The 25,169-nt window shown below is 64.2% G+C and carries 33 protein-coding genes; 12 read left to right on the top strand and 21 right to left on the bottom strand.

Going from position 1 to position 25,169, the window contains the following annotated elements:
• The first annotated feature begins 113 nt into the window (after positions 1-113).
• A complete protein-coding gene (locus AC0L3A_RS04805) occupies positions 114-629 on the top strand; it encodes a ParB N-terminal domain-containing protein (RefSeq protein WP_473253714.1) in 516 nt (171 codons plus the stop codon).
• 135 nt (positions 630-764) lie between these two features.
• Here the strand turns inward: AC0L3A_RS04805 and AC0L3A_RS04800 are convergent, their stop codons facing one another.
• On the bottom strand, positions 765-1,286 hold the full coding sequence (locus AC0L3A_RS04800; protein ID WP_088940854.1) for a hypothetical protein: 522 nt from the start codon (positions 1,284-1,286) through the stop codon (positions 765-767).
• A 365-nt stretch (positions 1,287-1,651) separates the two neighbouring features.
• Positions 1,652-1,942, bottom strand: a complete 291-nt coding sequence (locus AC0L3A_RS04795; protein WP_007591676.1) for a hypothetical protein — start codon at positions 1,940-1,942, stop codon at positions 1,652-1,654.
• Positions 1,943-2,288: 346 nt separating this feature from the next.
• Here AC0L3A_RS04795 and AC0L3A_RS04790 point away from each other — a divergent pair, with 346 nt between their 5' ends.
• Positions 2,289-3,350, top strand: a complete 1,062-nt coding sequence (locus AC0L3A_RS04790) for a hypothetical protein (RefSeq protein ID WP_473253713.1) — start codon at positions 2,289-2,291, stop codon at positions 3,348-3,350.
• Between the two features lie 102 nt (positions 3,351-3,452).
• Here the strand turns inward: AC0L3A_RS04790 and AC0L3A_RS04785 are convergent, their stop codons facing one another.
• Together AC0L3A_RS04785 and AC0L3A_RS04780 are read right to left on the bottom strand one after the other, a co-directional pair.
• A complete protein-coding gene (locus AC0L3A_RS04785) occupies positions 3,453-3,923 on the bottom strand; it encodes an SMI1/KNR4 family protein (protein ID WP_007591679.1) in 471 nt (156 codons plus the stop codon).
• 186 nt (positions 3,924-4,109) lie between these two features.
• Positions 4,110-5,117 (bottom strand): acyl-CoA desaturase, encoded by a 1,008-nt coding sequence (locus tag AC0L3A_RS04780; RefSeq protein WP_219683919.1) that lies wholly within the window; start codon positions 5,115-5,117, stop codon positions 4,110-4,112.
• Positions 5,118-5,384: 267 nt separating this feature from the next.
• On the opposite strand from AC0L3A_RS04780, the gene AC0L3A_RS04775 reads away from it, so the two are divergent.
• On the top strand, positions 5,385-6,116 hold the full coding sequence (locus AC0L3A_RS04775) for a transglycosylase SLT domain-containing protein (RefSeq protein WP_473253712.1): 732 nt from the start codon (positions 5,385-5,387) through the stop codon (positions 6,114-6,116).
• Between the two features lie 107 nt (positions 6,117-6,223).
• Here the strand turns inward: AC0L3A_RS04775 and AC0L3A_RS04770 are convergent, their stop codons facing one another.
• The 3 genes from AC0L3A_RS04770 to AC0L3A_RS04760 all read right to left on the bottom strand — a co-directional run bounded on the left by AC0L3A_RS04770 (position 6,224) and on the right by AC0L3A_RS04760 (position 8,225).
• Complete coding sequence (locus AC0L3A_RS04770) at positions 6,224-6,499, bottom strand: hypothetical protein (protein WP_083869795.1); 276 nt, start codon at positions 6,497-6,499, stop codon at positions 6,224-6,226.
• A 240-nt stretch (positions 6,500-6,739) separates the two neighbouring features.
• The gene (locus tag AC0L3A_RS04765) at positions 6,740-7,387 is read right to left on the bottom strand and encodes a cell envelope biogenesis protein TolA (RefSeq protein ID WP_473253711.1); all 648 of its coding nucleotides are present in this window, start codon (positions 7,385-7,387) and stop codon (positions 6,740-6,742) included.
• Between the two features lie 301 nt (positions 7,388-7,688).
• Complete coding sequence (locus AC0L3A_RS04760) at positions 7,689-8,225, bottom strand: helix-turn-helix domain-containing protein (protein ID WP_219683916.1); 537 nt, start codon at positions 8,223-8,225, stop codon at positions 7,689-7,691.
• Positions 8,226-8,439: 214 nt separating this feature from the next.
• On the opposite strand from AC0L3A_RS04760, the gene AC0L3A_RS04755 reads away from it, so the two are divergent.
• Positions 8,440-8,790, top strand: coding sequence for a zinc ribbon domain-containing protein YjdM (locus AC0L3A_RS04755; RefSeq protein ID WP_007591698.1), 351 nt, complete (start codon positions 8,440-8,442; stop codon positions 8,788-8,790).
• Between the two features lie 127 nt (positions 8,791-8,917).
• Here AC0L3A_RS04755 and AC0L3A_RS04750 read toward each other — a convergent pair whose 3' ends face one another.
• Both AC0L3A_RS04750 and AC0L3A_RS04745 read right to left on the bottom strand, forming a co-directional pair.
• Positions 8,918-9,835 carry a DMT family transporter gene (locus tag AC0L3A_RS04750; protein WP_473253710.1) on the bottom strand — a complete coding sequence of 306 codons (918 nt, stop codon included), beginning with the start codon at positions 9,833-9,835 and terminating at the stop codon, positions 8,918-8,920.
• 80 nt (positions 9,836-9,915) lie between these two features.
• A complete protein-coding gene (locus tag AC0L3A_RS04745) occupies positions 9,916-10,134 on the bottom strand; it encodes a nuclear transport factor 2 family protein (protein ID WP_245285861.1) in 219 nt (72 codons plus the stop codon).
• Positions 10,135-10,457: 323 nt separating this feature from the next.
• On the opposite strand from AC0L3A_RS04745, the gene AC0L3A_RS04740 reads away from it, so the two are divergent.
• Positions 10,458-11,039 (top strand): bifunctional transcriptional activator/DNA repair enzyme AdaA, encoded by a 582-nt coding sequence (locus tag AC0L3A_RS04740; protein WP_246649236.1) that lies wholly within the window; start codon positions 10,458-10,460, stop codon positions 11,037-11,039.
• A 4-nt stretch (positions 11,040-11,043) separates the two neighbouring features.
• Here the strand turns inward: AC0L3A_RS04740 and AC0L3A_RS04735 are convergent, their stop codons facing one another.
• The 3 genes from AC0L3A_RS04735 to AC0L3A_RS04725 all read right to left on the bottom strand — a co-directional run bounded on the left by AC0L3A_RS04735 (position 11,044) and on the right by AC0L3A_RS04725 (position 12,049).
• Positions 11,044-11,190, bottom strand: a complete 147-nt coding sequence (locus AC0L3A_RS04735) for a hypothetical protein (protein WP_007591703.1) — start codon at positions 11,188-11,190, stop codon at positions 11,044-11,046.
• A gap of 249 nt (positions 11,191-11,439) precedes the next feature.
• Complete coding sequence (locus AC0L3A_RS04730; protein WP_473253709.1) at positions 11,440-11,694, bottom strand: hypothetical protein; 255 nt, start codon at positions 11,692-11,694, stop codon at positions 11,440-11,442.
• Between the two features lie 151 nt (positions 11,695-11,845).
• Positions 11,846-12,049, bottom strand: a complete 204-nt coding sequence (locus tag AC0L3A_RS04725; RefSeq protein WP_219683912.1) for a hypothetical protein — start codon at positions 12,047-12,049, stop codon at positions 11,846-11,848.
• Between the two features lie 345 nt (positions 12,050-12,394).
• Here AC0L3A_RS04725 and AC0L3A_RS04720 point away from each other — a divergent pair, with 345 nt between their 5' ends.
• On the top strand, positions 12,395-13,705 hold the full coding sequence (locus AC0L3A_RS04720; protein ID WP_473253708.1) for a M15 family metallopeptidase domain-containing protein: 1,311 nt from the start codon (positions 12,395-12,397) through the stop codon (positions 13,703-13,705).
• Between the two features lie 10 nt (positions 13,706-13,715).
• On the opposite strand, the gene pdxY is transcribed toward AC0L3A_RS04720, so the two are convergent.
• The 3 genes from pdxY to AC0L3A_RS04705 form a co-directional block, all read right to left on the bottom strand.
• Positions 13,716-14,528: a pyridoxal kinase gene (gene pdxY, locus AC0L3A_RS04715; protein WP_473253707.1), complete on the bottom strand. Its 813-nt coding sequence runs from the start codon at positions 14,526-14,528 to the stop codon at positions 13,716-13,718.
• Positions 14,529-14,577: 49 nt separating this feature from the next.
• A complete protein-coding gene (locus AC0L3A_RS04710) occupies positions 14,578-15,219 on the bottom strand; it encodes an FMN-binding negative transcriptional regulator (RefSeq protein WP_473253706.1) in 642 nt (213 codons plus the stop codon).
• 92 nt (positions 15,220-15,311) lie between these two features.
• Positions 15,312-15,956, bottom strand: a complete 645-nt coding sequence (locus AC0L3A_RS04705; protein WP_219683934.1) for a TetR/AcrR family transcriptional regulator — start codon at positions 15,954-15,956, stop codon at positions 15,312-15,314.
• Between the two features lie 97 nt (positions 15,957-16,053).
• Between AC0L3A_RS04705 and AC0L3A_RS04700 the strand changes: the two genes are divergently transcribed.
• Together AC0L3A_RS04700 and AC0L3A_RS04695 are read left to right on the top strand one after the other, a co-directional pair.
• Entirely contained in the window at positions 16,054-16,719 is a 666-nt protein-coding gene (locus AC0L3A_RS04700) for an O-methyltransferase (RefSeq protein ID WP_473253705.1), read from the top strand.
• 183 nt (positions 16,720-16,902) lie between these two features.
• Positions 16,903-17,247, top strand: coding sequence for a DMT family transporter (locus AC0L3A_RS04695; RefSeq protein ID WP_007591712.1), 345 nt, complete (start codon positions 16,903-16,905; stop codon positions 17,245-17,247).
• 66 nt (positions 17,248-17,313) lie between these two features.
• On the opposite strand, the gene AC0L3A_RS04690 is transcribed toward AC0L3A_RS04695, so the two are convergent.
• Both AC0L3A_RS04690 and AC0L3A_RS04685 read right to left on the bottom strand, forming a co-directional pair.
• Complete coding sequence (locus AC0L3A_RS04690; RefSeq protein ID WP_035992793.1) at positions 17,314-17,628, bottom strand: hypothetical protein; 315 nt, start codon at positions 17,626-17,628, stop codon at positions 17,314-17,316.
• Positions 17,629-17,698: 70 nt separating this feature from the next.
• Positions 17,699-17,878, bottom strand: a complete 180-nt coding sequence (locus tag AC0L3A_RS04685) for a hypothetical protein (RefSeq protein ID WP_035992796.1) — start codon at positions 17,876-17,878, stop codon at positions 17,699-17,701.
• Positions 17,879-18,017: 139 nt separating this feature from the next.
• On the opposite strand from AC0L3A_RS04685, the gene AC0L3A_RS04680 reads away from it, so the two are divergent.
• Complete coding sequence (locus AC0L3A_RS04680; protein WP_007591714.1) at positions 18,018-18,296, top strand: DUF3551 domain-containing protein; 279 nt, start codon at positions 18,018-18,020, stop codon at positions 18,294-18,296.
• 19 nt (positions 18,297-18,315) lie between these two features.
• On the opposite strand, the gene AC0L3A_RS04675 is transcribed toward AC0L3A_RS04680, so the two are convergent.
• The 3 genes from AC0L3A_RS04675 to AC0L3A_RS04665 form a co-directional block, all read right to left on the bottom strand.
• On the bottom strand, positions 18,316-18,594 hold the full coding sequence (locus AC0L3A_RS04675; protein ID WP_027517641.1) for a hypothetical protein: 279 nt from the start codon (positions 18,592-18,594) through the stop codon (positions 18,316-18,318).
• Between the two features lie 174 nt (positions 18,595-18,768).
• Positions 18,769-19,779 carry an SH3 domain-containing protein gene (locus AC0L3A_RS04670; RefSeq protein ID WP_473253704.1) on the bottom strand — a complete coding sequence of 337 codons (1,011 nt, stop codon included), beginning with the start codon at positions 19,777-19,779 and terminating at the stop codon, positions 18,769-18,771.
• 162 nt (positions 19,780-19,941) lie between these two features.
• Complete coding sequence (locus AC0L3A_RS04665) at positions 19,942-21,864, bottom strand: FAD-binding monooxygenase (RefSeq protein ID WP_473253703.1); 1,923 nt, start codon at positions 21,862-21,864, stop codon at positions 19,942-19,944.
• A 103-nt stretch (positions 21,865-21,967) separates the two neighbouring features.
• On the opposite strand from AC0L3A_RS04665, the gene AC0L3A_RS04660 reads away from it, so the two are divergent.
• Together AC0L3A_RS04660 and AC0L3A_RS04655 are read left to right on the top strand one after the other, a co-directional pair.
• Complete coding sequence (locus AC0L3A_RS04660; RefSeq protein WP_007591720.1) at positions 21,968-22,432, top strand: MarR family winged helix-turn-helix transcriptional regulator; 465 nt, start codon at positions 21,968-21,970, stop codon at positions 22,430-22,432.
• Between the two features lie 121 nt (positions 22,433-22,553).
• Complete coding sequence (locus tag AC0L3A_RS04655; protein ID WP_007591722.1) at positions 22,554-22,982, top strand: COG4315 family predicted lipoprotein; 429 nt, start codon at positions 22,554-22,556, stop codon at positions 22,980-22,982.
• 6 nt (positions 22,983-22,988) lie between these two features.
• On the opposite strand, the gene AC0L3A_RS04650 is transcribed toward AC0L3A_RS04655, so the two are convergent.
• On the bottom strand, positions 22,989-23,606 hold the full coding sequence (locus AC0L3A_RS04650) for a L,D-transpeptidase (protein WP_198288227.1): 618 nt from the start codon (positions 23,604-23,606) through the stop codon (positions 22,989-22,991).
• A gap of 355 nt (positions 23,607-23,961) precedes the next feature.
• Here AC0L3A_RS04650 and AC0L3A_RS04645 point away from each other — a divergent pair, with 355 nt between their 5' ends.
• Positions 23,962-24,975 (top strand): hypothetical protein, encoded by a 1,014-nt coding sequence (locus AC0L3A_RS04645; RefSeq protein WP_473253702.1) that lies wholly within the window; start codon positions 23,962-23,964, stop codon positions 24,973-24,975.
• Positions 24,976-25,169 lie beyond the last annotated feature (194 nt).

Genomic DNA, 25,169 nt, shown 5'->3' with positions numbered 1-25,169 from the left:
AGCCCATCAACACCCCGCTGCCGAAATTACCTTTGCGGTCGAGCCCTTCCCTCCTAAACTCCGACCACCGCCGGCATCGGTTCCGACGGGCCCGGTAGAAGCGGAGTCAAGTTATGCCCAAACCGGAAAGCTTCCCGATCGAGAAGATCTTCGTTCCCACGAAGCAGAAGAAAGCCATCAAGCCCGAGACCGTCGGAGAGATCGCTGAAAGTATGCTGGACATCGGACAACAGGAACCCATTTCCGTCCGGCTCGACGGAGACCGCCTCGTTCTGGTCGAGGGACTGCATCGGCTCGAAGCCTGCAAGGCGCTCGGCGAGACGACGATACTCGGTGTCATCGTCCCGGCGGAGGTCGCTCAACACAGGCCGCTGCTCTCCGAAGGACCCGCAGTCGAGGCAGAGCGCATCAAGATGGCGCGATTGAAACAGCTGCGCCTCGAGAAGGAAGCTGCGGAAGCATCTATGGCTGGCTCGAAGAGCGTCAACGGAACGGAAGCGCCGCGCACCCGTTCGACGAAAGGCGGTCGCGACAATCCGAAGGCATCGCCGGGCCGGACCGTGGGATCGACACCGAAAACATTGTCGGACTGGATCACGCAGCAAAAGGGCCACGGCGGCCGCTATTGATTGTTGGCTCCAGCTCGGGTGGAGCGAAGCGATACCCATCACCGCTCGATCGGCGAGAGATGATGGGTCTCGTAAGGGCTCAACCCATCCTACGACCTTGAGCTCAACCCACCCTACGCGCTATCTACGCCCGCCTCACCGTATCTCGCTCATCGACACCTTGGCGGCGATCCCGTTCAACTCGGGCTGTTGCGATGCGAACTCCTCGTTGGACGATGAGCCTAGCGAGACGTCGACCATTCTGCGCTTGACCTGTTCGCATGTCTTGCGGACGTCTTCGGTGAACAGCGCGCATTCTTCGATGCGCCTGAAGATCTTCCGACCCTCTTCACGATACTCCGCCGCCGTTTCTCGCATGAAGGCGATCGCATCATGGACCTGGGCTGTCAGCGCCTCGCATTTTTGCGCGGCGTCGATCAACTCGGTGCCCATGGCCTCGATCTCTTTTGCAGCGGACTCATAGTCCCGAACGACCGCCTCTGCACTGAGCGCGCCGACGCGCGTCACGCCCGCGGTGTGCTCGACGTAATCAGGCAGCGCAATGGAAGCAAGAGAGCTTCCCGAGCGTATCGATGCAATGTCCTCCTCGAGCTGGACCAGGTTTACTCCGTCCCGCCTGCGCAATTGTTCGACGTTTGCCATTATTGATCCTCCCATACGCACCCAGAACCCCTAACAGCATTGGGTTTATTACGGGGATAAGCTCCGTTCTACCCTGATGTATCCTTGACAGCCGCAGCTTTGCCGCTTTTTCCTGGTCGCCGCGAATGCACGCAGCGATTGACTTTTCGGCGTTCAACCTCTCACGGTGGCGGCCGGCGAAGATGGCACGCACGCCTCGCTAGAAGTCGACCTGTCGAGCAACAGACGCGCCAATACGCACGGTGAAGCGAGCACAGCTCGGATCGCGTGTGTGCGGGCCCGGAACTCGGATCACCTCTCCCCGCTCGGAGAGAGGTGCTCCGCGCACAGCCGACCCATCGGTGCTCTGGCCGCTGCGCCAAGACCGGCTACAAGACCGGCTAGTAGCAAGGCGGGTAAGGTTCGTAGCCGCAGCGGCGATAGCCGCCGTAGGCTCCGTAGGCACCGTAAGCTGCCGCACCAACCGCAGCAGCTCCGACGCCCACGGCAACTCCGCGGCGCACGGCTGCACCACGATAGACGCCACCGCGATAGACACCGCCGTGATGAACACCAACTCGACCAACCCCGACGCCTCTTCGATACGCGAAGGCGTCGGTCGAAACAGTCGCGATGCAGGCGATGCCAATGATTGCGGATGCGGTAAGTGAAACGATGGTTCGGCGCGACATGTCCACTCTCCTTCCTGGATTGGAACGGTGCGTCAGCGTAATTCTCCAATCAGCGGGTTTTGTTGATTTAGAACAATGCGGGCCGTTGCGATCTGGCGGCCGAGTTCATAACGAGACAGCGAAACTGTCACGCTGACCTACATAGGGCATCAGCGGGAGCCACACCGCTTTCGGTCATGTACCTGACGCTCCCGACGCATGCCGGTTCGGCAACGCCCACGCCCCGCCCCCGAGCCCGCCATAATTTCTCCTTCGCACGCGCGTTGTGTTGGACGGCGGCGAGTCCTATCGTTCCGATCGGACTGCCGCACTCCCATTGACGCCCGACTGGATCGAGAGCGCATCGGTGCCCGAGACGAACGACCCCAAACCTGACGACCACAAGCCTGATGCCCCTAAGCCGGACGCCCCCAAGCCGGACGAGGTGCGCGCCGATGGCGGGCTGGCGCGGGCCTACGACCGGATCAAGAGCGCAGAGCAAGACCTTGCGCGGCTGGACCGGCTGGTTTCCGGAATGGAACGCGGCAGCGAAGGCCCGCGGGTCTCGCGAGCAAGCGCCGGTGCGGAGACTATCCAGGCTCCCAAGGACAAGATTCCCGAGGACAAGACTCCCAAGAGCGCGGCGCCGGCGCCAGATAGCGAGGTTCGCACCCAAGGCCTCAAGGGAGATCGGCCCATGCTGCGCGCCTTGGTCGGTCTCGTGCTGGCGATCGGCATTCTCGGTGCCGCCTTCGCTTCGCAATATAGCGATCAGGCCAGGTCGATAACCAAATCGATCATGGCGCGATGGGCTCCACCGGCCGCCACTCGGCCTCCGCAAGCGTCCGCGGTTGAAAGTCCGGCGCAACCGCCGGCCGTGCAGCTGGCTGCCGCGGATGAGCCCGGCACGGTGCCCGCGCCGCCGGTCGGCAAGGACACGGAGAGCAATGCAGGGTTTGACGCTTCAAGACCCGACGCTCCAAGACCCGACGCTTCAAGAACGGGCGCCACGACGCCTGACCCGTCGTCGTCTGATCTCGCGCAATCGCTCAAGACCATCACCAGCGAGCTTGCGAACATCAACGGAAAGCTCGAGCAACTGAAAAGCCGCAACGAACAGACGCTGCGCGAGCAGGCCGACACCATTCAACAGCTCAAGGCGGCGCAGGAGAAGGATGCGGCGGCTAACGCACGCCTCGCCGCACAGGTCCAGGCGCTGCAAAAGGAGCCGACGACGTCATCCGCATCTTCATCCGCACCCGCACCCGCGAAACCCGCCGTGCGGAGCGCAATCAACAACGATACCGCTGCGCCTGCCCGGCCGCACGCGCAGGCGGCCGCACCCCGGCGGCCCAGGCCGCCGTCGCGCGGGCCCTGGATGCCCCCGCCTTATATGGTCGATCCCTACTACGGCGATCCGGATTGGTGAGCCCGCGGGATGGGTGGAGCGAAGGGATACCCATCGCTAGCCAATCGACAGAAGCGATGGGTTTCGCAAGGGCTCAACCCATCCTACTAGCTGCATATCCATTCACCCCTCTCCCAAGCCGAGGATGAAGGTTTCAAGATCGGGCGCGAGTTCGTTTGTGTTCGGGAAATCGGCGAACATGTCGCCACCGTCCACCGGTTCATGCTCGTGATCCCAGTAGAAGACCTGCCCATAACTGTCCTCCTCCAGACTCAGCAGGAACAGGTCGCCGCCGGGATCGGGTGCGAAGGGGCAGCTCAGCCGGGGGATTCGATTCATGCTCCGATACACATCGTAATTGTCGATGACGCCGTAGCTGTCGGTCGGATGCGTCGTGAATAGCACGTCCAAAACGGTGCGGTCGTTGCGCCAAGGCAGCTCGACGCCGCAGCGGTCGAAGCCGCCGCCGTCCGATTGCGCCAGCAGCTCCTTGTAGGGCGCGGGCAACGGCGCACCGATGTGTTGCTCCAACGCGCGGATGGCGTTGGAGGGCGCCGGTGTCCGTCGGTCGTCCATGAGATCCAGATAGTTCATCGGCCTAAACTTCGTGCCCCGTGGGTCATCAAAGCGCCCGCGCTAGTGAGCACACCACTAGATCGGTGTGGCCGAATTCCTTCGTAGTCGAGCACCGAGCCCGAAGGATGGGTAGAGCACTTGCGAAACCCATCGTGCGATGACGGCGATTGGTGGGTCGCTTCCGCTCTACCCATCCTACAGCCTTTAGACGATCGCTTCGGTATCTGCCACTGAACGTTCTCCGCCGTCTGAACCGCCAGAGGGACGCGTTCTGCTCCCAGCCGCGAAAATGTCGTGCACGAGGCCAAGCTTCCCGAGCCCGAGAATGATCAGGCCGTTGATGTCGATCTCGTACCAGGCGTGCGAAATGTAGGCGTCGCGCGGAAACCGGTGATGGTTGTTGTGCAGGCCTTCACCGAAGGTGAGGATCGTGGTCACGAACTCATTGGTGGTGCCGTCGTCGAGATCGAAGCGGCGGTAGCCGTAGCGGCCGTCGCTGTGGCAGACCGAGTTGACCAGCGAGGTCGCCATGGTCATGAGGTAGCTGCGGAACAGGCCGGAGAACAGGATGCAGCCGGTCATCGTGTGCACGCCGCCAAAGGCGTAGCCGATCGCGCCCGGAATGATCACCGCCGAGAGCGCGTACCAGTACCAGCGCGTCCTGGTGAAGAACATGGCGATCGGATCGGCCAGGATATCCTTGGCGTAGTATCCGGCATCGGTGGTGGCCTGATCCCACACCCAGCCGCCTTGCGCATGCATCATCCCCTTGGCGAAGGTGACATAGGGATTGCCGTCGCCGTCATAGTAAGGGCTGTGGACGTCGCCCGGCTTGTCGGAGTGAAGATGGTGCCGGCGATGATTGCTCACCCATTTCAGGATCGAGCCCTGCACCGCCATGGTGGCGATGGCCGCGAACAACGTCCGCATCACCGGACCGCAGCGGAAGCTGCGGTGGACGAAGTAGCGATGCATGAAGCCGATCCCGACCGTGGACAGCGCGAACGTGCCGGCGAAGACCGAAACCTCCACCCAGCCGATGCCTTGCCAGAACGCCCAGACCAGCGCCGCGATCGAACCGCCGATCATGATGACGAAGGAGATGTAGGAATCGCGAAACTTGGCGTCGACCACCGGCCCTTCGACCAGCACGCCCGGCGGCATCTTCCGCTCCGCAGCTTCCGCCGACACCACGCTTTCAATGACGGTCATTCCAACGATCCATTCACACAAAATTAACCCTGTTGCGGCGCACACTACAACCTCGGGTTATTTCCATCAAGGATACGAGCTGCCGTGGGAGTACGGAGCGGCGACTTGAAAAGACGCGACCAGAGGGAAAAGAAGCCGGATTTCAAGGCCTGGTGACAGCGTTAACCAGGTGCAAAGCCTCCGCAATGCACTTCCACGAGACCGATGCCAGGAAGAAGCAAGCCCCTCCTCTCTCGCCTTCGCAAGCTCCGGCGTAGCGCGCGATGGATGCGAAAGACTTTCGCGCGCGCACCGCGGATGGTTCAGATCGGGGGCGCCGTAGCGATGCTGCTTGCGGCCGTCGCGCTCGTGAACATCGCCTATCAAACGATGCGCAACCCGACCGAGCTGTTCGTCCTTGTCGGCCACGCGCTCGACAAGGAGCCATCGGAGACCTGGCGGCAATACGGGCCGCTGTTCCGCAAGCATGCCACCGCGACGATCACGCCCGAATTGCTGGCCGCACTGGCGCAGGTCGAGAGTTCAGGCAATCCGCTCGCGCGCACCTACTGGCGTTGGCAATGGAGCCTCAATCCGCTCGCGATCTACCGGCCCGCCTCCAGCGCCGTCGGCCTCTTCCAGATGCTGGACGCAGCCTATGCCGACGCCGCGCGGTTCTGTATTCGCAGTAACGCGGTCACGGAAGCCGGCTGCGGCTCTCCCTTCCTCTATGTCCGCGCGATTCCGAGCCACGCCATCGAGCTCGCATCGGTGTATCTCGATCGCAATGTCGCCGATGTTCTCGCCCGTGCGGGTGATGTGAAGGCGAGCGCGCGCGAGCGGCAGGATCTGGCCGCCTTCATCCATCTCTGCGGCGCCGGCCCCGCCACGGCCTACGCACGCCGCAAGTTTGCGATGATCGCCGACGAGCGTTGCGGCGATCACCTCGTCACGAGCTATATCGCCAGGGTCAACGCGATGAAGCGGCAGTTTCAGCGGCTTGCGGCCGACGACGATTAAGGACGTAGCCCGGATGAGCGCAAGCGAAATCCGGTATTCGTGCCATGCGGGCGATCGTGCGATGCGGATGGTCCGGATTACGCTTTCGCTCCATCCGGGCTACGGGATCACCACCAATACGGCCACCGCCAACCCTCATACCGCACCCACGACGACACCAAAGGCGGTCCGTACGGATCGACCCGGTCATCTTCCGGGCGATAACGATAACGCGGAACAATATTGTAATCCCACGGCGTCGGCCTGAGCACGGGGACATCCACCCTCAGCCGTTGTTCATCCACCACGCGAGCCTTCCGCGTCCGGGCGTCGGCATCCGATATTCCGAGATTGCACAGCACCAGGGCGGTTCCGAGTGCACACGCGACAGTCATGATCTTCATGCGTTGGTCTCCTTGCCCCAAGAGTGCAAAAGGACGCCAAGCAAGGCAAGCCCAATTCGCTGTCGGGTTGCTTGGCGCGCGAAGAGCGACGGAGCGAGCGTAGCCTGGATGGAGCGCAGCGAAATCCAGGGTGTCTTGCCACAAGCTGCCCGATTTCCGGATTGCGCTTCGCTCCATCCGGGCTACAGTTCCCCGCTGCAGCACCACTTAATCTGTGCGCCCCGCCCGGCCCCCGCGCCCCTACTCCCGCGCACGTCGCACCGCCTCCGTCAGCTTCATCCGCTGCTTGTCCCACCGGCTCTGCTCTGCCTCGGCACGCCCATCGAGCGCAGCGCGCTCCGCGTCGATCGCCTCCGCCCGCTCCTCGTGCTCCCGCCTCGCCTCGTCCAGCGCCCCCTGTGCACTCGCGACCGCTTTCTCGCGGCGCGCGCGCTCCTTGGCGCGAGCGATCTCCTCCTTGCGGCGCTCGGCTTCCCGCCGGCGCTCTTCCTTCGCGAACGCCGCGGCGGCCTTGCGCGCCTGTTGATCGTCGATCTTGCGGGATGGTTGCTTTGCAGCCTTTGAAGGACTCTTTTTCGGCTTGGATTTCGGCCTGCGCTTCGGCTTGGCCGCGTCGTCAGCGAGATCGGTCGGCAACTCGGAATGCTCGGTGAACGCCCCATCCGATCCGACCGGACGCCTGAGCACCACGCCCGGCTTCTTCATGGTCGCCGCGACGATGTCGGGGTCGTCAGTCTCCTTCGCGGCGCCCTGATGAAACAGATTGGACCTGGCGCCCCAGGCGTCCAGCGCTGCCTTCATCGAGGGCGCGGCGATCGCCTGGTCGTAGAAGCCGAGCGAGGTCTGGAAGGTCTTCAGTTTTCTTTTTGGTTTTGCTTTTTTCGGCATGTCGCTCCGCAACTGGCGAGCCACCAGCTTCCAGCGGCGCCATCATGCCATACTGCTCCTGTTTTGCCCGACGAGTCAAATTCGATTCGGTATCGCCGAAGTGGATTTGAGGCCGTAGCCCGGATGGAGCGCAGCGTAATCCGGGACCGGTGCCCCCGCAGGATTCCCGGATTGCGCTTCGTTCCATCCGGACTACGGCCCATCGTCAATGATTTTTCGGATTTGCAACATTCTGAAATCCCTCGGGATTTCTACTGTGCATGGGGTTGTTTTCGACGTTTTTGTTTTGACAGGTCGTCACCTACGCCGCGTTGACATCCTCAGGCGCCGGTCCCGCGACGAGCCCGTCGAGGCCGACCATCAGCAGATCAGCGATGTGCATCAGCTGATAGAGCGGAATGTCCGCCTGGCCCTGCTCGGCCAGCGACACGAAGGCGGGCGTGGCGCCGATGAGCTCGGCGAGCTGGCCTTGCGTGTAGCCGCGCTTTTCGCGCGCAGCCTTGAGGCGCGCACCGATCCCGAGCCGGTGCCGGGACTGCTCGTCCGCGGTCATCATCACGGCCTGCTCATCCGCGCTTGCATAGCCGTCCACGAACGCGCTGCCGATCAGCCTGCCCTTGCGCCAGGCGACCCGGCAGTCCTTGCGCAGTCCGCTGCTGAAGACCAGCGTGAACTGCTCCGCCACCCAGAGCGAGGCGTTGAGGCCGAGGCGCGCGCCGGTGCCGGAGACATCGCGAATCGTGCAGGGTGCGCTGATGGTCTTGCCGGTGCCGTTGTCGAACTCGACAATGCCGGTCCGCAAAATGTGATGTCTGACTGCGGCGCGATGCTCGCTCATGACGGGACGTGGCTCCTGGACGCTCCTTGCGCAGCGACGTCGAACCGACGCAGCCGCAAAAATCCCGGACCTCGATACCGCAGATTTTTTCCTGAACTCCTAAATTTCCAAGGGTTCCCCAAGGACTGAAAGCCATGGTAAAGGATTTGCTCCCAATCCATCTTTTTCCGGCGGAAAGCGTGCGGCGCGCCCGTGACGGGCGACGAGGCGAACGATGACCGACGCGATGAAATGCCCGACCTGCAACTCCGAGCACGCCTATCAGGATCGCGGCCTCTGGGTCTGCCCGGAATGCGGCCATGAATGGAGCGGCACGGCGGAGGCCGCCGCGGATGCCGCGCAGGAGGCCGGCGTGCGCGATGCCAACGGCAATGCGCTCGCCGATGGAGACAGCGTCATCGTGATGAAAGATCTCAAGGTCAAGGGCTCGTCCTCCGTCGTCAAGGGCGGCACCAAGGTCCGCAACATCCGCCTGCAGGACGCCACCGACGGCCACAACATCGCCTGCAAGATCGACGGCATCGGCGCGATGAATCTGAAATCGGAGTTCGTGAGGAAGGCGTAAGCCGAGGCCCCGGACTCGCCAGGGCAAATCCGCCAGCGAACGCGCCGAGCGGCTCGGGCGGGAGCTGACCTGTCGCGGCGTCAAGTTTGCCGCCATCGAATGGTAAGCGCCGTGCGGAGGCCGCAATCTATCGCTGCCGCTGCGCCAGATAGAATCCGCACAGCACCGTCACCAATCCCGCCGTCTGCAATAGTGTCGGTGGCTCGCCGAGCAGGAGCCAGCCGGTGAGCACCGTCAGCGCCGGCACGCAGGCGGGGACAACGGCGGCGCGGGCCACGCCGAGGCGTTGGACCGAGACGGCGAACAGATAAAGCGCAGCGGGACCTGCAAGCACGCCCTGCGCCAGCGCCTGAATGGCGTTCTCACCGATACCGATCGCCGCGATCCGCGCGAGCCCGCCGGTCATGAGGTAGATCGGCAACAGCAGCAGCGACAGCACGTTGATGACGAGCGCAGCCGACACGGCGGAGACACGCCAGTGGCGCAGCAGCGCGCCGAAACTTGCGAACATCAATCCGGTCAGCACGAAGGTCAGATCGCCGAGCACGCCGTCGACGCCGATATGGCCGATCGATTCCGCGCCGATCACACCAAGCCCGCCGACGATGACGACAGCGCCGGCGATGCGCGACGCGGAAACATGCTCCTTCAGGAACAGGGCCGCGAGCAGCAGGCCGCCGAGCGTCGCACAGGAGGGCTGGATCACGCTGCCATGGCCGAGCGGCACGAACAGAAAACCAGTGTAGGAGATCAGCGACATCACCGGGCCGCCGAGCACCATCAGCACAAGGCCCCTGCCCCAACCGATGCCGCAGAGATCGGAGATTCCGCCGCGTACCACCAACGGCAGGAATGCGATGCCGGACCAGACATAGCGATGCACGAGCAGATCGACCGGCGTGAAGCCGACCTTGAGGCCGTGCCGCGTGCCGGCGAAGCCAAGCGCCCAGAACACCGCCGCGGCGAGGCCGCAGAGCACGCCGACAAGGGCCGGCGCCTGATCGTTCCTCCGAATGAGAGCGTCGGCGCTCGTTCGCTGATCCATGGAGCATGCCTTATGTCAGCAAGCGACGAGGCTCAACCCATGCGGTTGCAGGGCTGGCACGCGGCGGAAAATATGCCTGCTCATCGAGCCTCCTCGCCGAACACCATCCGCCATCTCTTGCGCGTGTCCACGTATTCCCGCACCTCGCGGATCTTGTCGCCGGCCACCGTGAACACGAAGCTATAGTCATTCTCGTAACGCGCTCCCCCGGCAAGTGTAGCGCGCATCCGCTCCTCCACGATCACGACATCGCCGTCGGCATAGACGCCGCGAAAGCCGATATCGATCCCGGAGAACATCCTGTGCATCTCCTGCGATGAAGCGCGCGATCGCTTGCGCGCGGATCATGTGGTCGGTGTAATCGAGCGCGACCGCGGTGGCGTTGCCCTTCGGCGCGATCCACTCAGCGTCGTCGGTGAACAGCGCGGCGATGCGCATCGAGTCGCATACTGAAACAATCTTCCAGGCGTTGAGGACGGTGTCTTTCGGGCTGGTCACGCCGGGCTCCAAGACTGGCATCGCAGGGGGGCTTGCGTCGAGGGCGGCTTTCTAAGCCGCCCTGCCCATCGCGGCTCGCCGCAATCGGACTCGGTCATCCCGCGGCCCTTTCGCCTGCGCGGCCATGCGCTATCATCAGGCCATGCTGAGCTTTGATGTCTGCAATGCAGCGCGCCTGCGCCGCGATCCCCGCTATGACGGCCGCTTCTTCACGGCGGTGAAGACCACGGGCATCTATTGCCGCCCGGTCTGTCCGGCCAAGCAGCCGCTGACGCGCAACGTCTCCTACTATCCGTCAGCCGCCGCGGCCGAAGCCGCAGGCTTCCGCCCTTGCCTGCGATGCCGTCCCGAGACCGCACCGTTCTGCCCGGCCTGGAACGGCACGCGCTCGACGGTCGCACGCGCGGTGAAGCTCATCAATGAGGGCGCGCTCGACGAGGATTCGGTGGTGTCTTTCGCGATGCGGCTCGGCATCTCCTCGCGTCATCTGGCGCGATTGTTCGAGCGTCACGTCGGCACCACGCCGCAGCAGCTTGCGAAGACGCTGCGCGTCCAGCGCGCAAAACGCCTGCTCGATGCCGGCGATCACACGATGACTGACATCGCATTCCAGGCCGGCTTCGGCAGCCTGCGCCGTTTCAACGCCGCCTTCGCAGAGCTCTACGGCCGCTCGCCGTCGAGCCTGCGCTTATCGAAGCATGCGTAGCCCGTCAGAAAAACCCGGGGCTGAGATCGAGCCCATACGTCAGGCTGAGCACGAACACGAACAGCGCGGCAGCTGCGAACAACGCGAGATGCCTGAGAATGAACGCGCGCGGCGAGACGCTTGCAACAACGGCTTTCTGTGCAATGGGCATGACTACTCCATTATGAAAAATGATTCTTGGCTGCTCAATAAGCGGCGGCCGCATCAAGCGCTCCGATCTGCAAAGCAACTATTAAAGAGATCACACTCGCTTTGAACGGCCGTACACAAGTGGCACGTGATCATCACTCGCTGCGGCAAAAAAAAGACCGCGCTCCCGAAAGGGAACGCGGTCCGGGCAGGCTCGGAGAAAACGAGCCTGCATCACGTTGACTTGATGTTGGCTAGTAGCGCCCCCAAATCAGCGGGCGCTGCCCGTCGTGACATCAGCGGTCTTCATCTTGCGCGGCGACAGAACGCGGGTCTGGTGGACCGAAGCGATCGTGGTGGGCGCCGAGGCCTGCTGCTCGACATGCGCGGCACCGAGCACGCGCACCTGCATCGGGGACACCGGAAAACCGTTGGCCTCGTAAGTCGGCAGCTCGGCGGCGCAAGCCACGGTGCTGCCAGCGATCGTCAGGATGGCGGCGGCGATCGACAGAGTCTTCTTGTTCATGGGTGATGCTCCTGAATAAAACGTTCGGAGCACATCTAAGCGCATTTTGCTGCATTGCGACATGCACTGCTGCAACGCAACAACGCGCCGAGTGCATGGCAATATGTTTAATGCGCGCCCCGGCGCGACATGACGCTGTTATGAGCGGCGGTCAGCCGCCGAGCACATGACCCCAGCCGTCGAAAACGTAGTCCTTCCAGATCACGGTTCCGTCACCGCCTGGCCGGCTGGCCCGCCTGAAATCATCGGCCTGCTCAGCGGTCCAGGTGATGATCGTATCGGAGAGCTGGTCGTGCAGGATGGCGGGCTCGGTGGGGTCGAAGGCGTCCATCGGACGAAGCGAGGAGTGCGTCATGGGCGCCTAACGCGCCGACCGTGACAAGGTTGCGCAACGTGTGGGCGAAACACCCTTACGCCGGCCGGCGCCAAAATATTCGTCTTTATCGAATTTTCTACACCGCCCGCGCGCAAGCGCCGGTGGAACCGCGAGGGGAACCCGCGTTGCCGCCGCGCAACACCTGGTCGAAAAGCCCGCTTTCGCCGAATTGCGCCATTGCGCTGCCACACCGTCCCCCGAACAATCGGCGCGCGGCGTGCCTTTTCGTGCAAGACTGTTTGGCCAAGACTGTTTGGGCAAGACTGTCTGGTCAGACTGTTCGGAGAAGACGAGGTTCAATAGAACCGTTTGGAGGCAGGGATCATGAATGATCGGCGGTCTCTTCTGGTGGCGGTCTCCTGCCCCTCGGCGGTTCTCGCCGGCTGGCTGGCGCTCTCTTTGTCCGCCTACGCCCCTGCCCTGATCGAAAACAGCGGCGCCAATGCTTCTGCCGTCTCGCGCGCAAAAGATCTTGGTCGGCTCGACCTCGCCGACATCCCGCACGCTGCGGCCATCGAGGACGGCGTCGCCCTGACCGCGGATATCGCCGCCGCGGTCGCTGCGACACCAAGCGCGGTCACCGCTGAAGCGGCAGCGCCCGAGGCGCCAGTTCCGGCCATCAAGCTCGCCTCGGCCGACCCAGTGCTGATCTTGCCGACCGAAGCGCCACTCGCGCCGCAGATTTCGCCTGATCCGACACCAATCGCCAGCGAGGTTGCTCCGGCTCCGGCGCCGGAGCCCGCGGTAAAGCTCGCATCCGCCGATCCCACCGAGATCGTGACGACCGAGGCGCTGTCGCCCGCGACGATCGCGACCGGCCCCGCGCCCGCGGCGAGCAAGGCCTCGCCGTCTGCGGACACGACCGCGGTGCTCGACGAATGCTACGTCATGGAAGCCTGCATCGACCGCTATCTCTGGGCGCTCTACCAGCGCACGCCCAAGGAAGACTCGATCAAGGTCGAGGATCGCCGCGCCGTCACCGTCAAGCGCAAGGGCAAGATGGTGACCGTGATGCGCAGCTTCACGAAACTGGTCGACGAGGACTTTGGCTGGAAGGATCCGAAGGCGGCCGACCGCGCCGGCATGTCGATGATGGACTACGTCATCGGCGGCATGGACAAGAGTTTCAAGAAAAAGCTGTTTCGCACGTTGCTCGCGGCTGAGGCTGCCGGGCTTTCGCCGGGTATCACCAGCGCGTTCCGCGACGACTATCGCCAGTCGATCGCGAGCGGCTTGAAGGCCGCCTCCGACCGCTCCTATCACGGCGGCAGCACGCGCGGCGGCTACGGCCACGGCATGGCGGCCGACATCGTCAGCACCAAGGGCGACAACCGCGCGCAGCGCTGGGTCTCGACCGAGGTGCTGTGGAAGTGGGTCGATGCCAATGGCAAGGCGCTCGGCATCGGCCGACCCTATCTCGGCCGCGATCCCCCGCATGTCGGCCCGGTCGACGGTACGGAATATGTCTCGCGCCGAGGCACGTCGGACCGCAAGGAAGCCAACGTCAAGCCGAGGAAAGCGCGGGCCGTGGCAAGCGCAAAGCTGCCAAAGGCGAAGGCACAGGCGACGCGCGAGCAGAAGGTCCCCGCGAAGCCGCAGAAATCAGCGCAATCGGCCGCGAAGCGCGCGACCTGAGTGTGACGGTCTACCGTCCCGGCGTCGGCAGCGGCACGAGCCGCATCTCCGCGGTGCCTGTCTCCTGCGTCCGCACCAGCACTGCAAAGATGGTTTCGACTGCGAGCCGCACCGCCGCCTCGGTCGCAGTGTCCTTGGCCAGATGCGCCGCGATCAGGCCGGTGAGGAGATCGCCGGTGCCTGAGGGGCGGATCGGCAGGCGCGGCGTCGCAAAGCGCGACAACTGACCGTCGGCGCACAAGATCGTTTCCACCTGCCCTTCCGCCGTATCAGTGAGCGTGCAACCGGTGGCGACCACGTCAATGCGGCCGGTCCCGGCCAGCGTCGCGCACGCAGCGCGCAGACCCTGCGCATCCGAGATGTCGAGGCCCGCGAGCAGCCCGAGCTCGAACTGGTTCGGCGTGGTCAGATTGGCGGCGGGCAGCAGCCGGTGCCGGACCACATCCAGGATGCCGTCCGCGACATAGACCCGGCCATCATCGCCGATCACGGGGTCGCAGAGATAAACCAACTTTGAATTGCGGGTCAGCGCCCGCTCGACGAAATCGGCAATGACAGCGGCATTGCCGGGCGAACCGAGATAGCCGGTGACGAGGACCGCGGCCTCGTCGACAAGATCGCGCTCCTCGACGCCTCTCAGCAGATCTGCAACGAGCTCGGTCTCCAGCACCCGCCCGCGCAGGGTCGGATAGCGCGGATGGTTCGACAGCAGCGTTGTCGGCACCGCCGCGACATTCACGCCCTCCGCCTGCATGGCATAGGCGGCGGCGCTGTTGCCGACATGGCCGTGGACCACCTGGCTTTGAATGGAGATGACGAGCATGAAAGAGGTCCGTAGGGTCAAATGCCGAAGGGCGCAAGAGTAGCCCGGATCACGAACCGTGATACCCAAGCCCGGGCCGCAAAGCCTGCATCTTCCGCGCCAGCCGCCGATGCCCGTTCTCCTCCGACCGCGCCAGCCGGTCCACGACCGCGACATGATCCACATCACTTTTGTGCTGGTTGAGCTTGGCCTGCCCCTCGACGGTATCCACCACGAGATCGATGACGCGAATGGCGGCCAACATGGTTTCGCGCTTGTCTGGCTCCATCTGTGTCAGGTCCCAGGGCGCCTTCGGCATTCGCGCTTCGGCGACCGCGAGCAGCGCATCGCCGTGCCCGCGGTTCTCATCGAGCCCGCCCAGATGCGCCACGCCTGACAGGTGTACGGCCTCGTAAAGCCAGGTCGAGACGTTGTCGCGCGAAGAATACCAGTCATTGGAGATGTAGGCGTCGTCGCCGGCAACGATCAGCAGGAAGCGCCGCGTGCCGTCCGCGAGCGGAACGAGCGGATTCCTGGCGGTGAGATGGATCTGGACGATCGCACGCCCCTCGCGTTGCTCCAGCACGAACGGCACATGCGAGGCGCGCGGGCCGCGCTCATCCGCCGCGACGATCATGCCGAAGCCGCGCTGGCTTGCGAATTCCAGCGCTTGCTGCTCCTCGATGCGGAATTGGGGGCGGAGGACATGCATGGCGGGGCGCTCGTCGACAGGCTGGAGGACAAACCGAGGCTAACTCATGATCCAGTCAAGTCGGAAACGATATTGGCCCGCAAACGCGGATGTCAGGAATGACTTCGCCGCCGCGCAAGCTCATCGATATAGGCGCAAAACATGTCGGCCATTGCGTTCGCATGACGCGCGATCTCCGCCTCGTTGCGCGGTGTCTCCGAGAACTGCTTGCCAACCTCGCTCAGCGTCGTCTTGATCAGCTCGCCGGCAAGCTCCCGCGTCGCATCCGGCGCCTCGGGCAAGGCCTCCCGCATGAAGGCCGCGACGATGCCCTTACCGGCGGCCCGCGCGTCGTGTGCTTCGGGCGCATCGCGATAGAGCGGCGCGGCGTCGCTGAGCGCCGTGCGGATCGCAGCCTCCTCGCACTCGGAGCGGATGAAGGCGCGGACCAGCGCGCGCAGTCGCACCAGTGGCGGTTTCGCCTGGTCCGCCAGGATGCCGCGCAAGAGTTCGCTCGTGCGCCGCCACTCCTCGCTCTGGAGGCGGAACAGGATCGCCGCCTTGTTCGGAAAATATTGATAGAGCGACCCGACGCTCACCCCGGCCCGCTCGGCCACCCGCGCCGTCGTGAAACGCTGCGCCCCCTCCTTGGCCAGGACCTGAACAGCCGCGTCCAGAATGGCCGCCACCAGGTCGTTCGAGCGGGCCTGCTGCGGCTGTTTTCGTGTGGAAACTGAACGGCTTCGGCGATCGGCCATGGCGCCCTCGAGCAATGCGAATAGCGAATGCGACGAATTAGTCGTATTTCCATTGTCACGCAAGCACTCGCCTCGCGGCGACATCTGGAGACGACACATGAGCATCCCGACCATCACATCACTTGCGCCACTGCTCGATCGTCTGTTCGACCAGGACGAAGCGGCGCGCGGCGCGATGCGAGCCGCCTTCGCCGATGTGACCGACGCCGACCGCGCACGGATGATGCGGAGCAAGACCGCTTACCGCGACCTCTACGGGCGGCTGAAGGACGCACCGCTCGCGGTCTCCCGCGAGACCGGTCACCTGCTTTACATGCTCGCACGCAGCTCCCGCGCCAAAGCGATCGTCGAGTTCGGCACCTCGTTCGGCATCTCGACCCTGCACCTTGCCGCGGGCTTGCGCGACAATGGCGGCGGCCGCCTCATCACCACCGAATTCGAACCGTCCAAGGCGGCCCGGGCGCGCGAGAACCTCGCGGCCGGCGGGCTGCTGGACCTCGTCGAAATCCGCGAAGGCGACGCGCTGGAGATGCTTCAAGTCGATCTGCCTGATACGATCGATCTCGTGCTGCTCGACGGCGCCAAGGCGCTCTACCCCGATATCCTGGATCTGGTCGAAGGCCATCTCCGGCCGGGCGCGATCATCGTCGCCGACAACGCCGACGACAGCCCCGACTATCTGGCGCGCATGCGCATGCCCGGAAACGGCTACATGTCCACGGCCTTTGCCGAGGACGTCGAACTCTCGGTGCGGATCAACTGACGCCCCGCCACATCGAGCAAGCGCGCCCCCAATGGGCCGCCGCGCAACCATCGCGCGGCGGTTTCGTGCCGCGCTCCGCCGTGTCGCAGGCTCGTCACTGACACGTGATAGCTGGACCCGGGCAAACGTCATATTCCCCGTACCGCGCGGTATCTTTCTTTGCACAACACGCCCGAGCCCGTGATGACTTCCGCCTTCAATGCCTACGCAGCGCTTGCCCTCGCTATCGTCCTCGAGGTCACGGCGTCCGCCTTCCTCCAGCAATCCGTGCAATTCACGCGGCTGTGGCCGACACTGGCGATGGTGCTGTTCTATGTCGCCTCGTTCTACGCTCTGTCGGTCGCGATCCGGGTCATCCCCCTGAGCATCGCCTATGCGATCTGGGGCGGGGTCGGCATCATCCTGACTGCAACGGTCTCCTTCGTGCTGTTTCGCCAGATGCTCGACGCTGCGGCCTTCGTCGGCATCGCGCTGATCGTGTCCGGAGTCGTGGTCATCAACCTGTTCTCGGCGAGCACGGTGCATTGATGCCGGCAAGCACGGTGTTCACCGGCAGGCCTTGCTTCGCGACGCCCTGCGGCAGCCGGCTCCCGCCTACTGGCTTTGCGACGGCTTGGGAGCACGCGGCCCGGATCGCTTTGTGCCCGGCTTGGCCGCAGCTCGCGGGGACGCCGTATCGACGGATTCCAGATAGGCGGCAAGCGCCCTGGCCGTGTCCGAACTGGTTGCGTAATGGTCCTTCAGGAACCAGGACAGCGTCAGGTTGAAGCGCCCCTTGGCAAGGCCGCGGGGGCTGCGATGGCAGGTCGCGCAACCATCGGCGAAAAGCTTTTGCGGCGACTTGCCGGCATCGAGATTTTGCGCGGCGGAAAATGTCGTCGTCAGGACGGCCGCGGCTGCAAGAGTCACTAGGGGCGTGATCAGGTCGCGCCCCGGTCGAAAGTGCGAAATCAATGTCGTCCCCTGCCCCGTCTTGCGGTCAGGCCGCCAATAGCTGATCGAATTCGGGCGGCGCGTAGGCCTTGCCGTCCTGGTCGGTGATGACGACCTTCCACCCCTCGCTTGCCCAAACCTTCGCCTTCGCCACGATGAGCAAACGGCTCTCGCGGGCAAAACTGCACTTCTCGTTGTCGCGTTCTGCGACCATCTTGTAGGCCAATGCGCATCCCCTTGCGTTGCCCCTGCACCCGCTCTCGTCGTGGCAGCGGGCTTTGGCGGCAATTCGCCGGGAGCGTGGCAATTTGATGCCATCCAAGGCAGCATTGTGCCTGGTTCCGGCCGAACGATGGAGATGGATCGTGCGCCGCATCATGAATGCGATTCTGCTTGTAGCGGGCTGGCCTGGTGCGGGCTTGCTCGGCGTGACGCCGACAGCCGCGCAGACCTATGATCCGCGCCATCCCGTCTGCATCGAGATCTACACGATCGACGGCCGCAGCATCGATTGCAGTTTTGCGACAATCGCGCAGTGCGCCGCGACCGCCTCCGGGCAGTCCGCCCAGTGCTACGCCAATCCTTATGCCACGCCGAGCCGGCAGCTGAGCCCGGTTCCGTCGCCGCCGCGACGAAGCCGATAGCATCAGGTCTGCGCTCCGATCAGTGGACGCGAATGATATGGGGACGGCCGAGATCAATCAGCCCCTGCACCGCCGAGAGGCGGTCATCGAGGGCTGCGATGGTCAGCAACAAATTGTTGCGGCGTTCGTCGAGAAGGCCCATCTCGGCGCCGGAGAGTTTGGTGCTCGATCGCTCCTTGTGAATCACCTCGAGAGATTGGCGCAATCCGGCAATCAGGCCCGACAGCTGCTTGGCTTCCTTGGTCATCGACCGCTTCGCGACATTATGGCGGCGCGTCTCCGCCTGGTTCTGTCTCATCGTCGTCATCCTCCCGTGCCCCGCTGCCCCGAGTGGAATGCTTACAGCTTTGAGTAGACATATTACGATCGATGAAATCTGCCCGCGAAGAAGCTTCTTAAATTGTACGCGCACGGAACCCGGTCCGCCCCGAGCAGAAAGCCCGGCGCGAGGGCCGGGCTTTCGTTGGCAACTCTAGTGCTTTTGGTGCCCGCCACCGGGACCGCCGGCCGGCGCACCGCCGCCATGCGGCGCGGCGTTGATGTGAGGAGCGCCGCCGCCACCGCCATGAGGCATCGCAGGCGCAGCCGCGCGCGGCGCCGGCATCTGGGCATGAGCATTCATCGGCGAGCCGTGGCTCACATTGGGCTGGGCCACATGCGGCATCGCAGGCCGGCTTGCGGGAGCGGCTGAGACACGCGGCGCCTCGTGTGCGCGTGCCATCGGTTGCGCAGGAACAGCCGCGCGGTGTGCGGCCTGCTCGTGCATGATGCGGGCTTGTGCATCGCGCGGATTGCGGCTCTGCAGATTGGTCCGCTCATGCGCGATGCGGTCGCTTCGTCCCGCGCGGGCCCGGTCCGTCGTCACCGCAGTCTCGCGCCTGGCGATCGCGGCGTCGTGCCGTGAAGTCGCGGCATCACGGCCCGAGACCGCGGCCGCGCCTCTAAGGCTTTCCTTCGCATTTTCCCTTGCACTTTGCTTGGCATTCGCACCGTTGTGCCCGAGTGCGACTGCCGCATCGCGCGTTGCCGCGCGGCCGATGCGAGCCGCGCGCGGATCGATCGTCATCCGCATCGCGTCGCGCTGATGCGAAGTCCAGTAGCTATTCCAGTGGGCATGCCGCCGATACCAGGGCCGCCCCTGATAATAGCTCGACCAGTACGAGGTCAGCACGAAGGGGACGATCGGCACGTCGATCTCGTCGACATAGTCTGGGAGATAGACGTAGTGATTGCGGTAGAGATATTCGAGATATTGCGACGACACCCAGCCGCGGTCATCCGAGAAGCTCACGTCGCACCAAGCGTTGCCGCGCAGGCAACCATGGATGTCGACGCGGGCGCCCTCGGGGATGCGATCGACCAGCGGAAAGCCCGGACCCGGCCCGGCGCGCAGGCCGGTCGAGACGGTGACCATGCCCGGTGCGGCCAGCGCGGCCGTCGGGGCAAGCAGCAATGCGGCTAACAACACGCTTCGGAATTTCATGGCGTAGTCCTCCTCTTTCGAGTCGGAACGCGCCAGCGGAACGGGCGTTCCGCGTACGAAGGTCTCATTCGTCGAAAGATCGAGACCGATGCCGCGCGCGGTTCAATATTCATTGGCTGTTCATCGACACCGCGCGCAGAGAGGGTGTGCGCTGCCGTCCCGTCAGTTCACTTGCTGCATAAAACCGTCGAAGTACGCAGCAAGCGCAGCAAAATCATCGAGCGGCAGCACGGTCGCGACATACTGATCCGGCCGCACCACGACCATGCAGCCGGCCTTGCGATCGATACCGCGCATGGTGAAAACGTCTTGACCATTCTTGAGGTCCGGACAGAACATCTTCTCGTAGTCGATCAGGCCGTACCGGCCCTTGCGCGGAAGCAGCAGCGCGGGCATCGCCTCCATGGCGAGCTCGCGATGATCCTGCTGGAAGACCGCCCGCAGGTCGATCACGCTGTCGATGTCGGCGGCCGCTGGCGTGTAACGCCGGACCGGCGACTCCCGGGCGTCGGAGAGAAAACTGCACAAGGCGCGAATGGCCGAGCCGGCTGCTGCCGGATCCTCAGCGCCGGAGCAAGCGTAGATGCGGAAGCGGCCATCCGCCGGCGCGGCGTGACCGAGATGCACCGGCTTGGCATCCGCAAGCCGGATCACCGGTGCGGAATGAAAGCGCGTGCCGATGACGAAGCCTTGCGCGAGATGCTGGTGGGACGTCGCTCCGGTCAGAACCGACGGGCGGTAATGCGTCGCCGTGCCCGCGGTGTAGCGACCGTGCCTCACGAAATAGTCCTGCGTCCTGGCGGCATCGGCGCCGCCGGCCTTGGCGGCGGACGCGAGAATTCCCGCCCATTCGCGGTCGAAATCGATCAGCTCTTTCGCAACCGCCTGGCGCTCGGCCGAATAGGAATGCAGCAGGCTCGGCGCAGACTGCTTCCGCAAAACGGCAGCGAGCTTCCAGCCGAGATTGAAGGCGTCCTGCATCGAGACGTTCATGCCCTGCCCCGCCTTCGGGCTGTGGGTGTGGCAGGCATCTCCGGCGATGAAGATCCGCGGCAGACGCGCTGCGATCTCGGTCTCCGGCACGTCGTCGAACTTGTCGGTCAGGCGCTGGCCGATCTCGTAGACCGACCACCACGCGATCTCCTTCACATCGAGCATATGCGGCTTCAGGATCCGCTGCGCCTTCGCGATCACGTCATCGGCGGTGATGTTGCGATTGGCGACGCGCTCGCCGACGTCGAGCTTTGCGAGCTCGACATAGAGGCGGACCATATAGCCGCCCTCGCGCGGAATGATCAGCAGGCTGCCGTCCTTCGCCGACTGGATCAGGGCCTTGAAGCGGATGTCGGGAAAATCGGTCACCGCCAGCACGTCCATGACGCCCCAGGCATGATTGGCGGAATCGCCGAGCAACTCGCGACCGATCGATTTGCGCACCATGCTGCGGGCGCCGTCGCAGCCGACGACGTAGCGCGCCTTGATCGTCTCTATCTTGCCCTCGTTCTCGGGGTCGACCCGTTCGAGCCGCGCCGTCACGGCATGGTCGGTGGGCCCCGCGGAGGAATGGACCTGAAGGTCCAGCAGGCGCCGGCTGTAATGGGGCTCGAGCCTGGCCGGCGCTTTGCGCATGACGTCGAGAAAACCGTCATGGATGCGCGCCTGGTTGAGAATGACGTGCGGGAATTCCGACAAACCGTCCTCGACGTCCTGCACCCGGCCGCTGCGGACGATGTTTTCCGGCATCCGCTCGTCCGGCTTCCAGAACGTGGTCTCGTTCACCCAACAAGCTTCCTTCAGGACGCGCTCGCTGAATCCGAAGGCGTGGAACATCTCCATGGTGCGGCATGCGATGCCATCGGCCTGCCCGACCAGCAAGCGATCCGGCTTCTGCTCGACGATGCAGGTCTTGATGTCAGCAAACTGCGCAAGCTGGGCAGCGAGCGTCAGGCCCGCAGGGCCACAGCCGACGATGAGGACATCGACCTCGTCAGGAACGCCCCCCGTTGCGCCCGAAGCCTGAATGCGCGCGGCGGGATCGGCGATTTCAGGGTCGCCCGGCTGAAATCCATTGAGATGGAATTGCATGAGCACCTCTCCCGGAAACGTTCTGTTTGGATATTGCTCAGTATGCTGACTATCAGTATACTTGTCAACGATCCCGGCCGTCCTGCCCCAACGGAGAAATTCGGTGAAAGACAACAACGACATGCCCGGACATCTGGCGCGCCGGTTCCAGCAGATCGCGGTGGCGGTGTTTTTGGCCGAGGTCGGCGATGCCGGATTCGACCTCACGCCGGTGCAATACGCCGCGCTCGCGACCATCAAGGCCAACCCGGGCCTCGACCAGGTGACGCTCGCAGGATTGATCGCCTACGACCGCACCACCATCACCGGCGTGATCGACCGCCTCGTGCAGAAGGGGCTCGCGGAGCGCCGCGCCTCGCGCCGCGACCGTCGTGCCCGCGAGCTCGAGATCACCGACGAAGGCCGCCGCACGCTGCGCAAGATCACGCCGGCCGTCGAATCCGCGCAACGCATCATGCTGCGCGGCCTCAGCGCGAAAGAAAGTGAGGATCTGATGCGGCTGTTGCACAAGGCCATCGCCGCCGGCAACGAGCTCAGCCGCGCCCCGCTGCGCGAAGCGCAGGCCTAACCCCCGTAATTGTACCGGTCGTTGTCGCAATGTCGCGAAACCTGGAACTAACCTTCGGCTGTTAGGGTCCGCCGCATTCGGCGTTTAACGCGCGATTAACTTTGCCGGTCTGGAGTTTCGGATGTTCAGGTTCCTCATTGCGGCGGCGGCCATCGCGCTCTCGACCGCTCCGGCGCTCGCGAATGGCCATGGCGGCGGCGATGCCCCTCCTCCGCCGAAGCCCGCGACCTCACCGGCGAAAGTCATCCTGACCAAGCAGGGCCCCACGCTCGTCGACCTCAACGGCATGACGCTCTACTATTACGAGCGCGATACCACCGGCAAGACGTCGAACTGCAACGGCAAATGTGTCGAGAGCTGGGTGCCGCTGCCCGCAACGGCCGATGCCAAGGCGGTCGGCGACTTCACCGTGATCAACCGTAACGACGGCAGCAAGATGTGGGCATATCGCTATCGCCCGCTCTACACCTCGCCGGCCGACAAGGCGCCGGGCGAGGCCAATGGCAATGCCACGACGCTGCAATGGCGCATTGCCCGTCCCGAGAATTAGGGCGACCTACCCGCGCCAGCTGGGCTGCGCTTCGACTTGCGCGTTCTGTCCGGGCGGCAGCACCACGACCGTTGAATTGAGCTTCACCCGGTCATAGAGATCGATCACGTCCTCGTTGCGCATCCGGATGCATCCGGACGAGATCGCCTGCCCGATATATTCCGGCTGGTTGGTGCCGTGGATGCGGTAGAGCGTGTCCTTGTTGCCGGCATAGAGATAGATGCCGCGCGCACCCAGGGGATTGGCGGGACCGCCGGGCACGCGCGCCGGATAGGGTCCGAGCCGCGCCTGGATGTCCGCCGTCGGAACCCAGTCCGGCCACTCCGCTAGACGACCGACCCGCGCGACACCGGAGAACGCCATGGCTTCCTCGCCGACCGCAACGCCGTAGCGAATCGCCTTGCCGTCGGGCAGCACGAAATAGAGATAGCGCGCATCGGTATCGACCAGAATCGTGCCCGGCTGCTCCTTGCGCGGATAATCGACGATATGACGAAGATATTGCTCGGGCACGTTCGCTTGCGCGTACGGCGTATGCGCGAGTAACTGCCGGTCGCGCGGCGTCATGCTCGCGTCCGTCGATGGCGAAAGCGTCGTCTGCATGCAGCCGCCCAACGGGAGCATGGCAACAACGAATAGAACGAATAAGGATCTTGGCACCGCCGGCCCCGATAGCGATAGCAGCACCCCCAGCAACACCAGATGCTGCCAAAATCGTGCTGAAAACAAGGCATTGTGGAACACGTACGCGTGTTTTCTGAGGCGGGTTCCATCACCACAAAGGGCGCAAGAGCGTCGCACAGTCTCCATCCCCTCGCCTTGCTTTGGTCAAACCCGGCTGGACTCGTGCGTCATGGCTTGGGCCTCGGGGAATTGGACGGGCTCACCTCAACGGATCTGCTCGCGCGAATGCGGACGGCCAACACTTCAACTACTCAACGCCCGGGCTTCAAAACACCCGGGCTTCAAAGGAGCTGCGATGCTCGCGACGCTGAACTCTCGGCAAATCGTCGATGAGATCGTGAAGGACACGGTCACGAACAACGACCCGCACGACGCGGTGCAGATTTCGCCTGACATTGTGCTGGCCTCGCGCCCTCTCAGCGTCGCGCCTGAGATCACGGCCCGCCCGGAACCCAAAATAGATCCGGCGTTCACGCTGAAGTCCAGAATGAATCCGGAGCCGAAGTTCAGTCCCGTCGCGGAGCCGCAGGCGGCAGCGCCCTCGGTCGACACTGCCGTGCGCGTCGCGGCCGGTGATGGTCTCAGCCGGCAGAAGCGCTCCTCGGCTGGCAAATGGCTGCGCGGCGCGTTCGTCACGATGCTGTTTGCGGGCGGAAGTGCGGCCGCCACTATCGCTTGGGAGAAACACGGCGACACCGCAAGACAGATGCTCGCCGAATGGACGCCGGTATTGGCGTCGCTGCTGCCTTCGACCTCGCAGACGGCACCGGTCGCCGCCGCGCAGGCCGCGCCACCTGCGGACCAGGCCGCAACGGATCAGGCCGCAACGGATCAACCGACAGATCAATCTGCGGCTCCGCCCGCAACCCAGGTTGCAGCAGCGGTGCCCACGGCAACACAATCCGATCCTGCACAATCGGTGCAGTCGATGACGCGCGATCTCGCCGCGATGGCGCAACAGATCGAGCAGCTCAAGGCCAACATCGCCGAGTTGAAGGCCGGGCAGGAGCAGATGGCACGCGAGATGACGAAGCCGCCCGCGCCGAAGCCGGTGGCCGATGCGAAGCCGCGCGTCGATCCGCGCGCGCAAATGTCCGTGCTGCCGCCGCGGCCTGCGACGGCGCCGGTTCGCAAACCGAAGCCGGTCGTGTCGCACACCTACATGCCGGCTTATTCGCCCGCGCCGCTCGCTCCGCCGCCGCCGTCGCAGGCTGCCGCGGTCCCACCGCCAGCTGCACCTGTGACAACGACGCAAGCCGTTGCCGACGACGATGGACCTGTCGTACGCCCGCCAATGCCGCTGCGCTGAACGATCGTCACGCGAGGACACGACGCGTCGCGCCAGCGATGGTGTCCGAGTCGATGTGGCGTGTTGAATCCGGGTGACTACGGGGAAGCGATGCTTCCATCGTTTCCCATGAAGAGAAAAGGCCGTCGGGATCTATGCCGGCGGCCTTCTCTTGCAGCTGCCGGTTCCCGGAGCCCGGTTCTGCTGCAATTCCA

The sequence above is a fragment of the Bradyrhizobium sp. MI1.3 genome (assembly GCF_055811695.1).
The sequence above is the reverse complement of the archived record's forward strand: the minus strand, read 5'-3'. Positions and strand labels throughout refer to the sequence as shown.

What these genes read in the sequence shown, in the direction of transcription:
- AC0L3A_RS04805 (WP_473253714.1), top strand. Translation starts at nt 114, where the DNA reads ATGCCCAAACCGGAAAGCTTCCCGATCGAGAAGATCTTCGTTCCCACG.
- AC0L3A_RS04800 (WP_088940854.1), bottom strand. Translation starts at nt 1,286, where the DNA reads ATGGGAGGATCAATAATGGCAAACGTCGAACAATTGCGCAGGCGGGAC.
- AC0L3A_RS04795 (WP_007591676.1), bottom strand. Translation starts at nt 1,942, where the DNA reads ATGTCGCGCCGAACCATCGTTTCACTTACCGCATCCGCAATCATTGGC.
- AC0L3A_RS04785 (WP_007591679.1), bottom strand. Translation starts at nt 3,923, where the DNA reads ATGAACTATCTGGATCTCATGGACGACCGACGGACACCGGCGCCCTCC.
- AC0L3A_RS04780 (WP_219683919.1), bottom strand. Translation starts at nt 5,117, where the DNA reads ATGACCGTCATTGAAAGCGTGGTGTCGGCGGAAGCTGCGGAGCGGAAG.
- AC0L3A_RS04775 (WP_473253712.1), top strand. Translation starts at nt 5,385, where the DNA reads ATGCGAAAGACTTTCGCGCGCGCACCGCGGATGGTTCAGATCGGGGGC.
- AC0L3A_RS04770 (WP_083869795.1), bottom strand. Translation starts at nt 6,499, where the DNA reads ATGAAGATCATGACTGTCGCGTGTGCACTCGGAACCGCCCTGGTGCTG.
- AC0L3A_RS04765 (WP_473253711.1), bottom strand. Translation starts at nt 7,387, where the DNA reads ATGCCGAAAAAAGCAAAACCAAAAAGAAAACTGAAGACCTTCCAGACC.
- AC0L3A_RS04760 (WP_219683916.1), bottom strand. Translation starts at nt 8,225, where the DNA reads ATGAGCGAGCATCGCGCCGCAGTCAGACATCACATTTTGCGGACCGGC.
- AC0L3A_RS04755 (WP_007591698.1), top strand. Translation starts at nt 8,440, where the DNA reads ATGACCGACGCGATGAAATGCCCGACCTGCAACTCCGAGCACGCCTAT.
- AC0L3A_RS04750 (WP_473253710.1), bottom strand. Translation starts at nt 9,835, where the DNA reads ATGGATCAGCGAACGAGCGCCGACGCTCTCATTCGGAGGAACGATCAG.
- AC0L3A_RS04745 (WP_245285861.1), bottom strand. Translation starts at nt 10,134, where the DNA reads ATGTTCTCCGGGATCGATATCGGCTTTCGCGGCGTCTATGCCGACGGC.
- AC0L3A_RS04740 (WP_246649236.1), top strand. Translation starts at nt 10,458, where the DNA reads ATGCGCTATCATCAGGCCATGCTGAGCTTTGATGTCTGCAATGCAGCG.
- AC0L3A_RS04735 (WP_007591703.1), bottom strand. Translation starts at nt 11,190, where the DNA reads ATGCCCATTGCACAGAAAGCCGTTGTTGCAAGCGTCTCGCCGCGCGCG.
- AC0L3A_RS04730 (WP_473253709.1), bottom strand. Translation starts at nt 11,694, where the DNA reads ATGAACAAGAAGACTCTGTCGATCGCCGCCGCCATCCTGACGATCGCT.
- AC0L3A_RS04725 (WP_219683912.1), bottom strand. Translation starts at nt 12,049, where the DNA reads ATGACGCACTCCTCGCTTCGTCCGATGGACGCCTTCGACCCCACCGAG.
- AC0L3A_RS04720 (WP_473253708.1), top strand. Translation starts at nt 12,395, where the DNA reads ATGAATGATCGGCGGTCTCTTCTGGTGGCGGTCTCCTGCCCCTCGGCG.
- pdxY (WP_473253707.1), bottom strand. Translation starts at nt 14,528, where the DNA reads ATGCTCGTCATCTCCATTCAAAGCCAGGTGGTCCACGGCCATGTCGGC.
- AC0L3A_RS04710 (WP_473253706.1), bottom strand. Translation starts at nt 15,219, where the DNA reads ATGCATGTCCTCCGCCCCCAATTCCGCATCGAGGAGCAGCAAGCGCTG.
- AC0L3A_RS04705 (WP_219683934.1), bottom strand. Translation starts at nt 15,956, where the DNA reads ATGGCCGATCGCCGAAGCCGTTCAGTTTCCACACGAAAACAGCCGCAG.
- AC0L3A_RS04700 (WP_473253705.1), top strand. Translation starts at nt 16,054, where the DNA reads ATGAGCATCCCGACCATCACATCACTTGCGCCACTGCTCGATCGTCTG.
- AC0L3A_RS04695 (WP_007591712.1), top strand. Translation starts at nt 16,903, where the DNA reads ATGACTTCCGCCTTCAATGCCTACGCAGCGCTTGCCCTCGCTATCGTC.
- AC0L3A_RS04675 (WP_027517641.1), bottom strand. Translation starts at nt 18,594, where the DNA reads ATGAGACAGAACCAGGCGGAGACGCGCCGCCATAATGTCGCGAAGCGG.
- AC0L3A_RS04670 (WP_473253704.1), bottom strand. Translation starts at nt 19,779, where the DNA reads ATGAAATTCCGAAGCGTGTTGTTAGCCGCATTGCTGCTTGCCCCGACG.
- AC0L3A_RS04665 (WP_473253703.1), bottom strand. Translation starts at nt 21,864, where the DNA reads ATGCAATTCCATCTCAATGGATTTCAGCCGGGCGACCCTGAAATCGCC.
- AC0L3A_RS04655 (WP_007591722.1), top strand. Translation starts at nt 22,554, where the DNA reads ATGTTCAGGTTCCTCATTGCGGCGGCGGCCATCGCGCTCTCGACCGCT.
- AC0L3A_RS04650 (WP_198288227.1), bottom strand. Translation starts at nt 23,606, where the DNA reads ATGCTCCCGTTGGGCGGCTGCATGCAGACGACGCTTTCGCCATCGACG.
- AC0L3A_RS04645 (WP_473253702.1), top strand. Translation starts at nt 23,962, where the DNA reads ATGCTCGCGACGCTGAACTCTCGGCAAATCGTCGATGAGATCGTGAAG.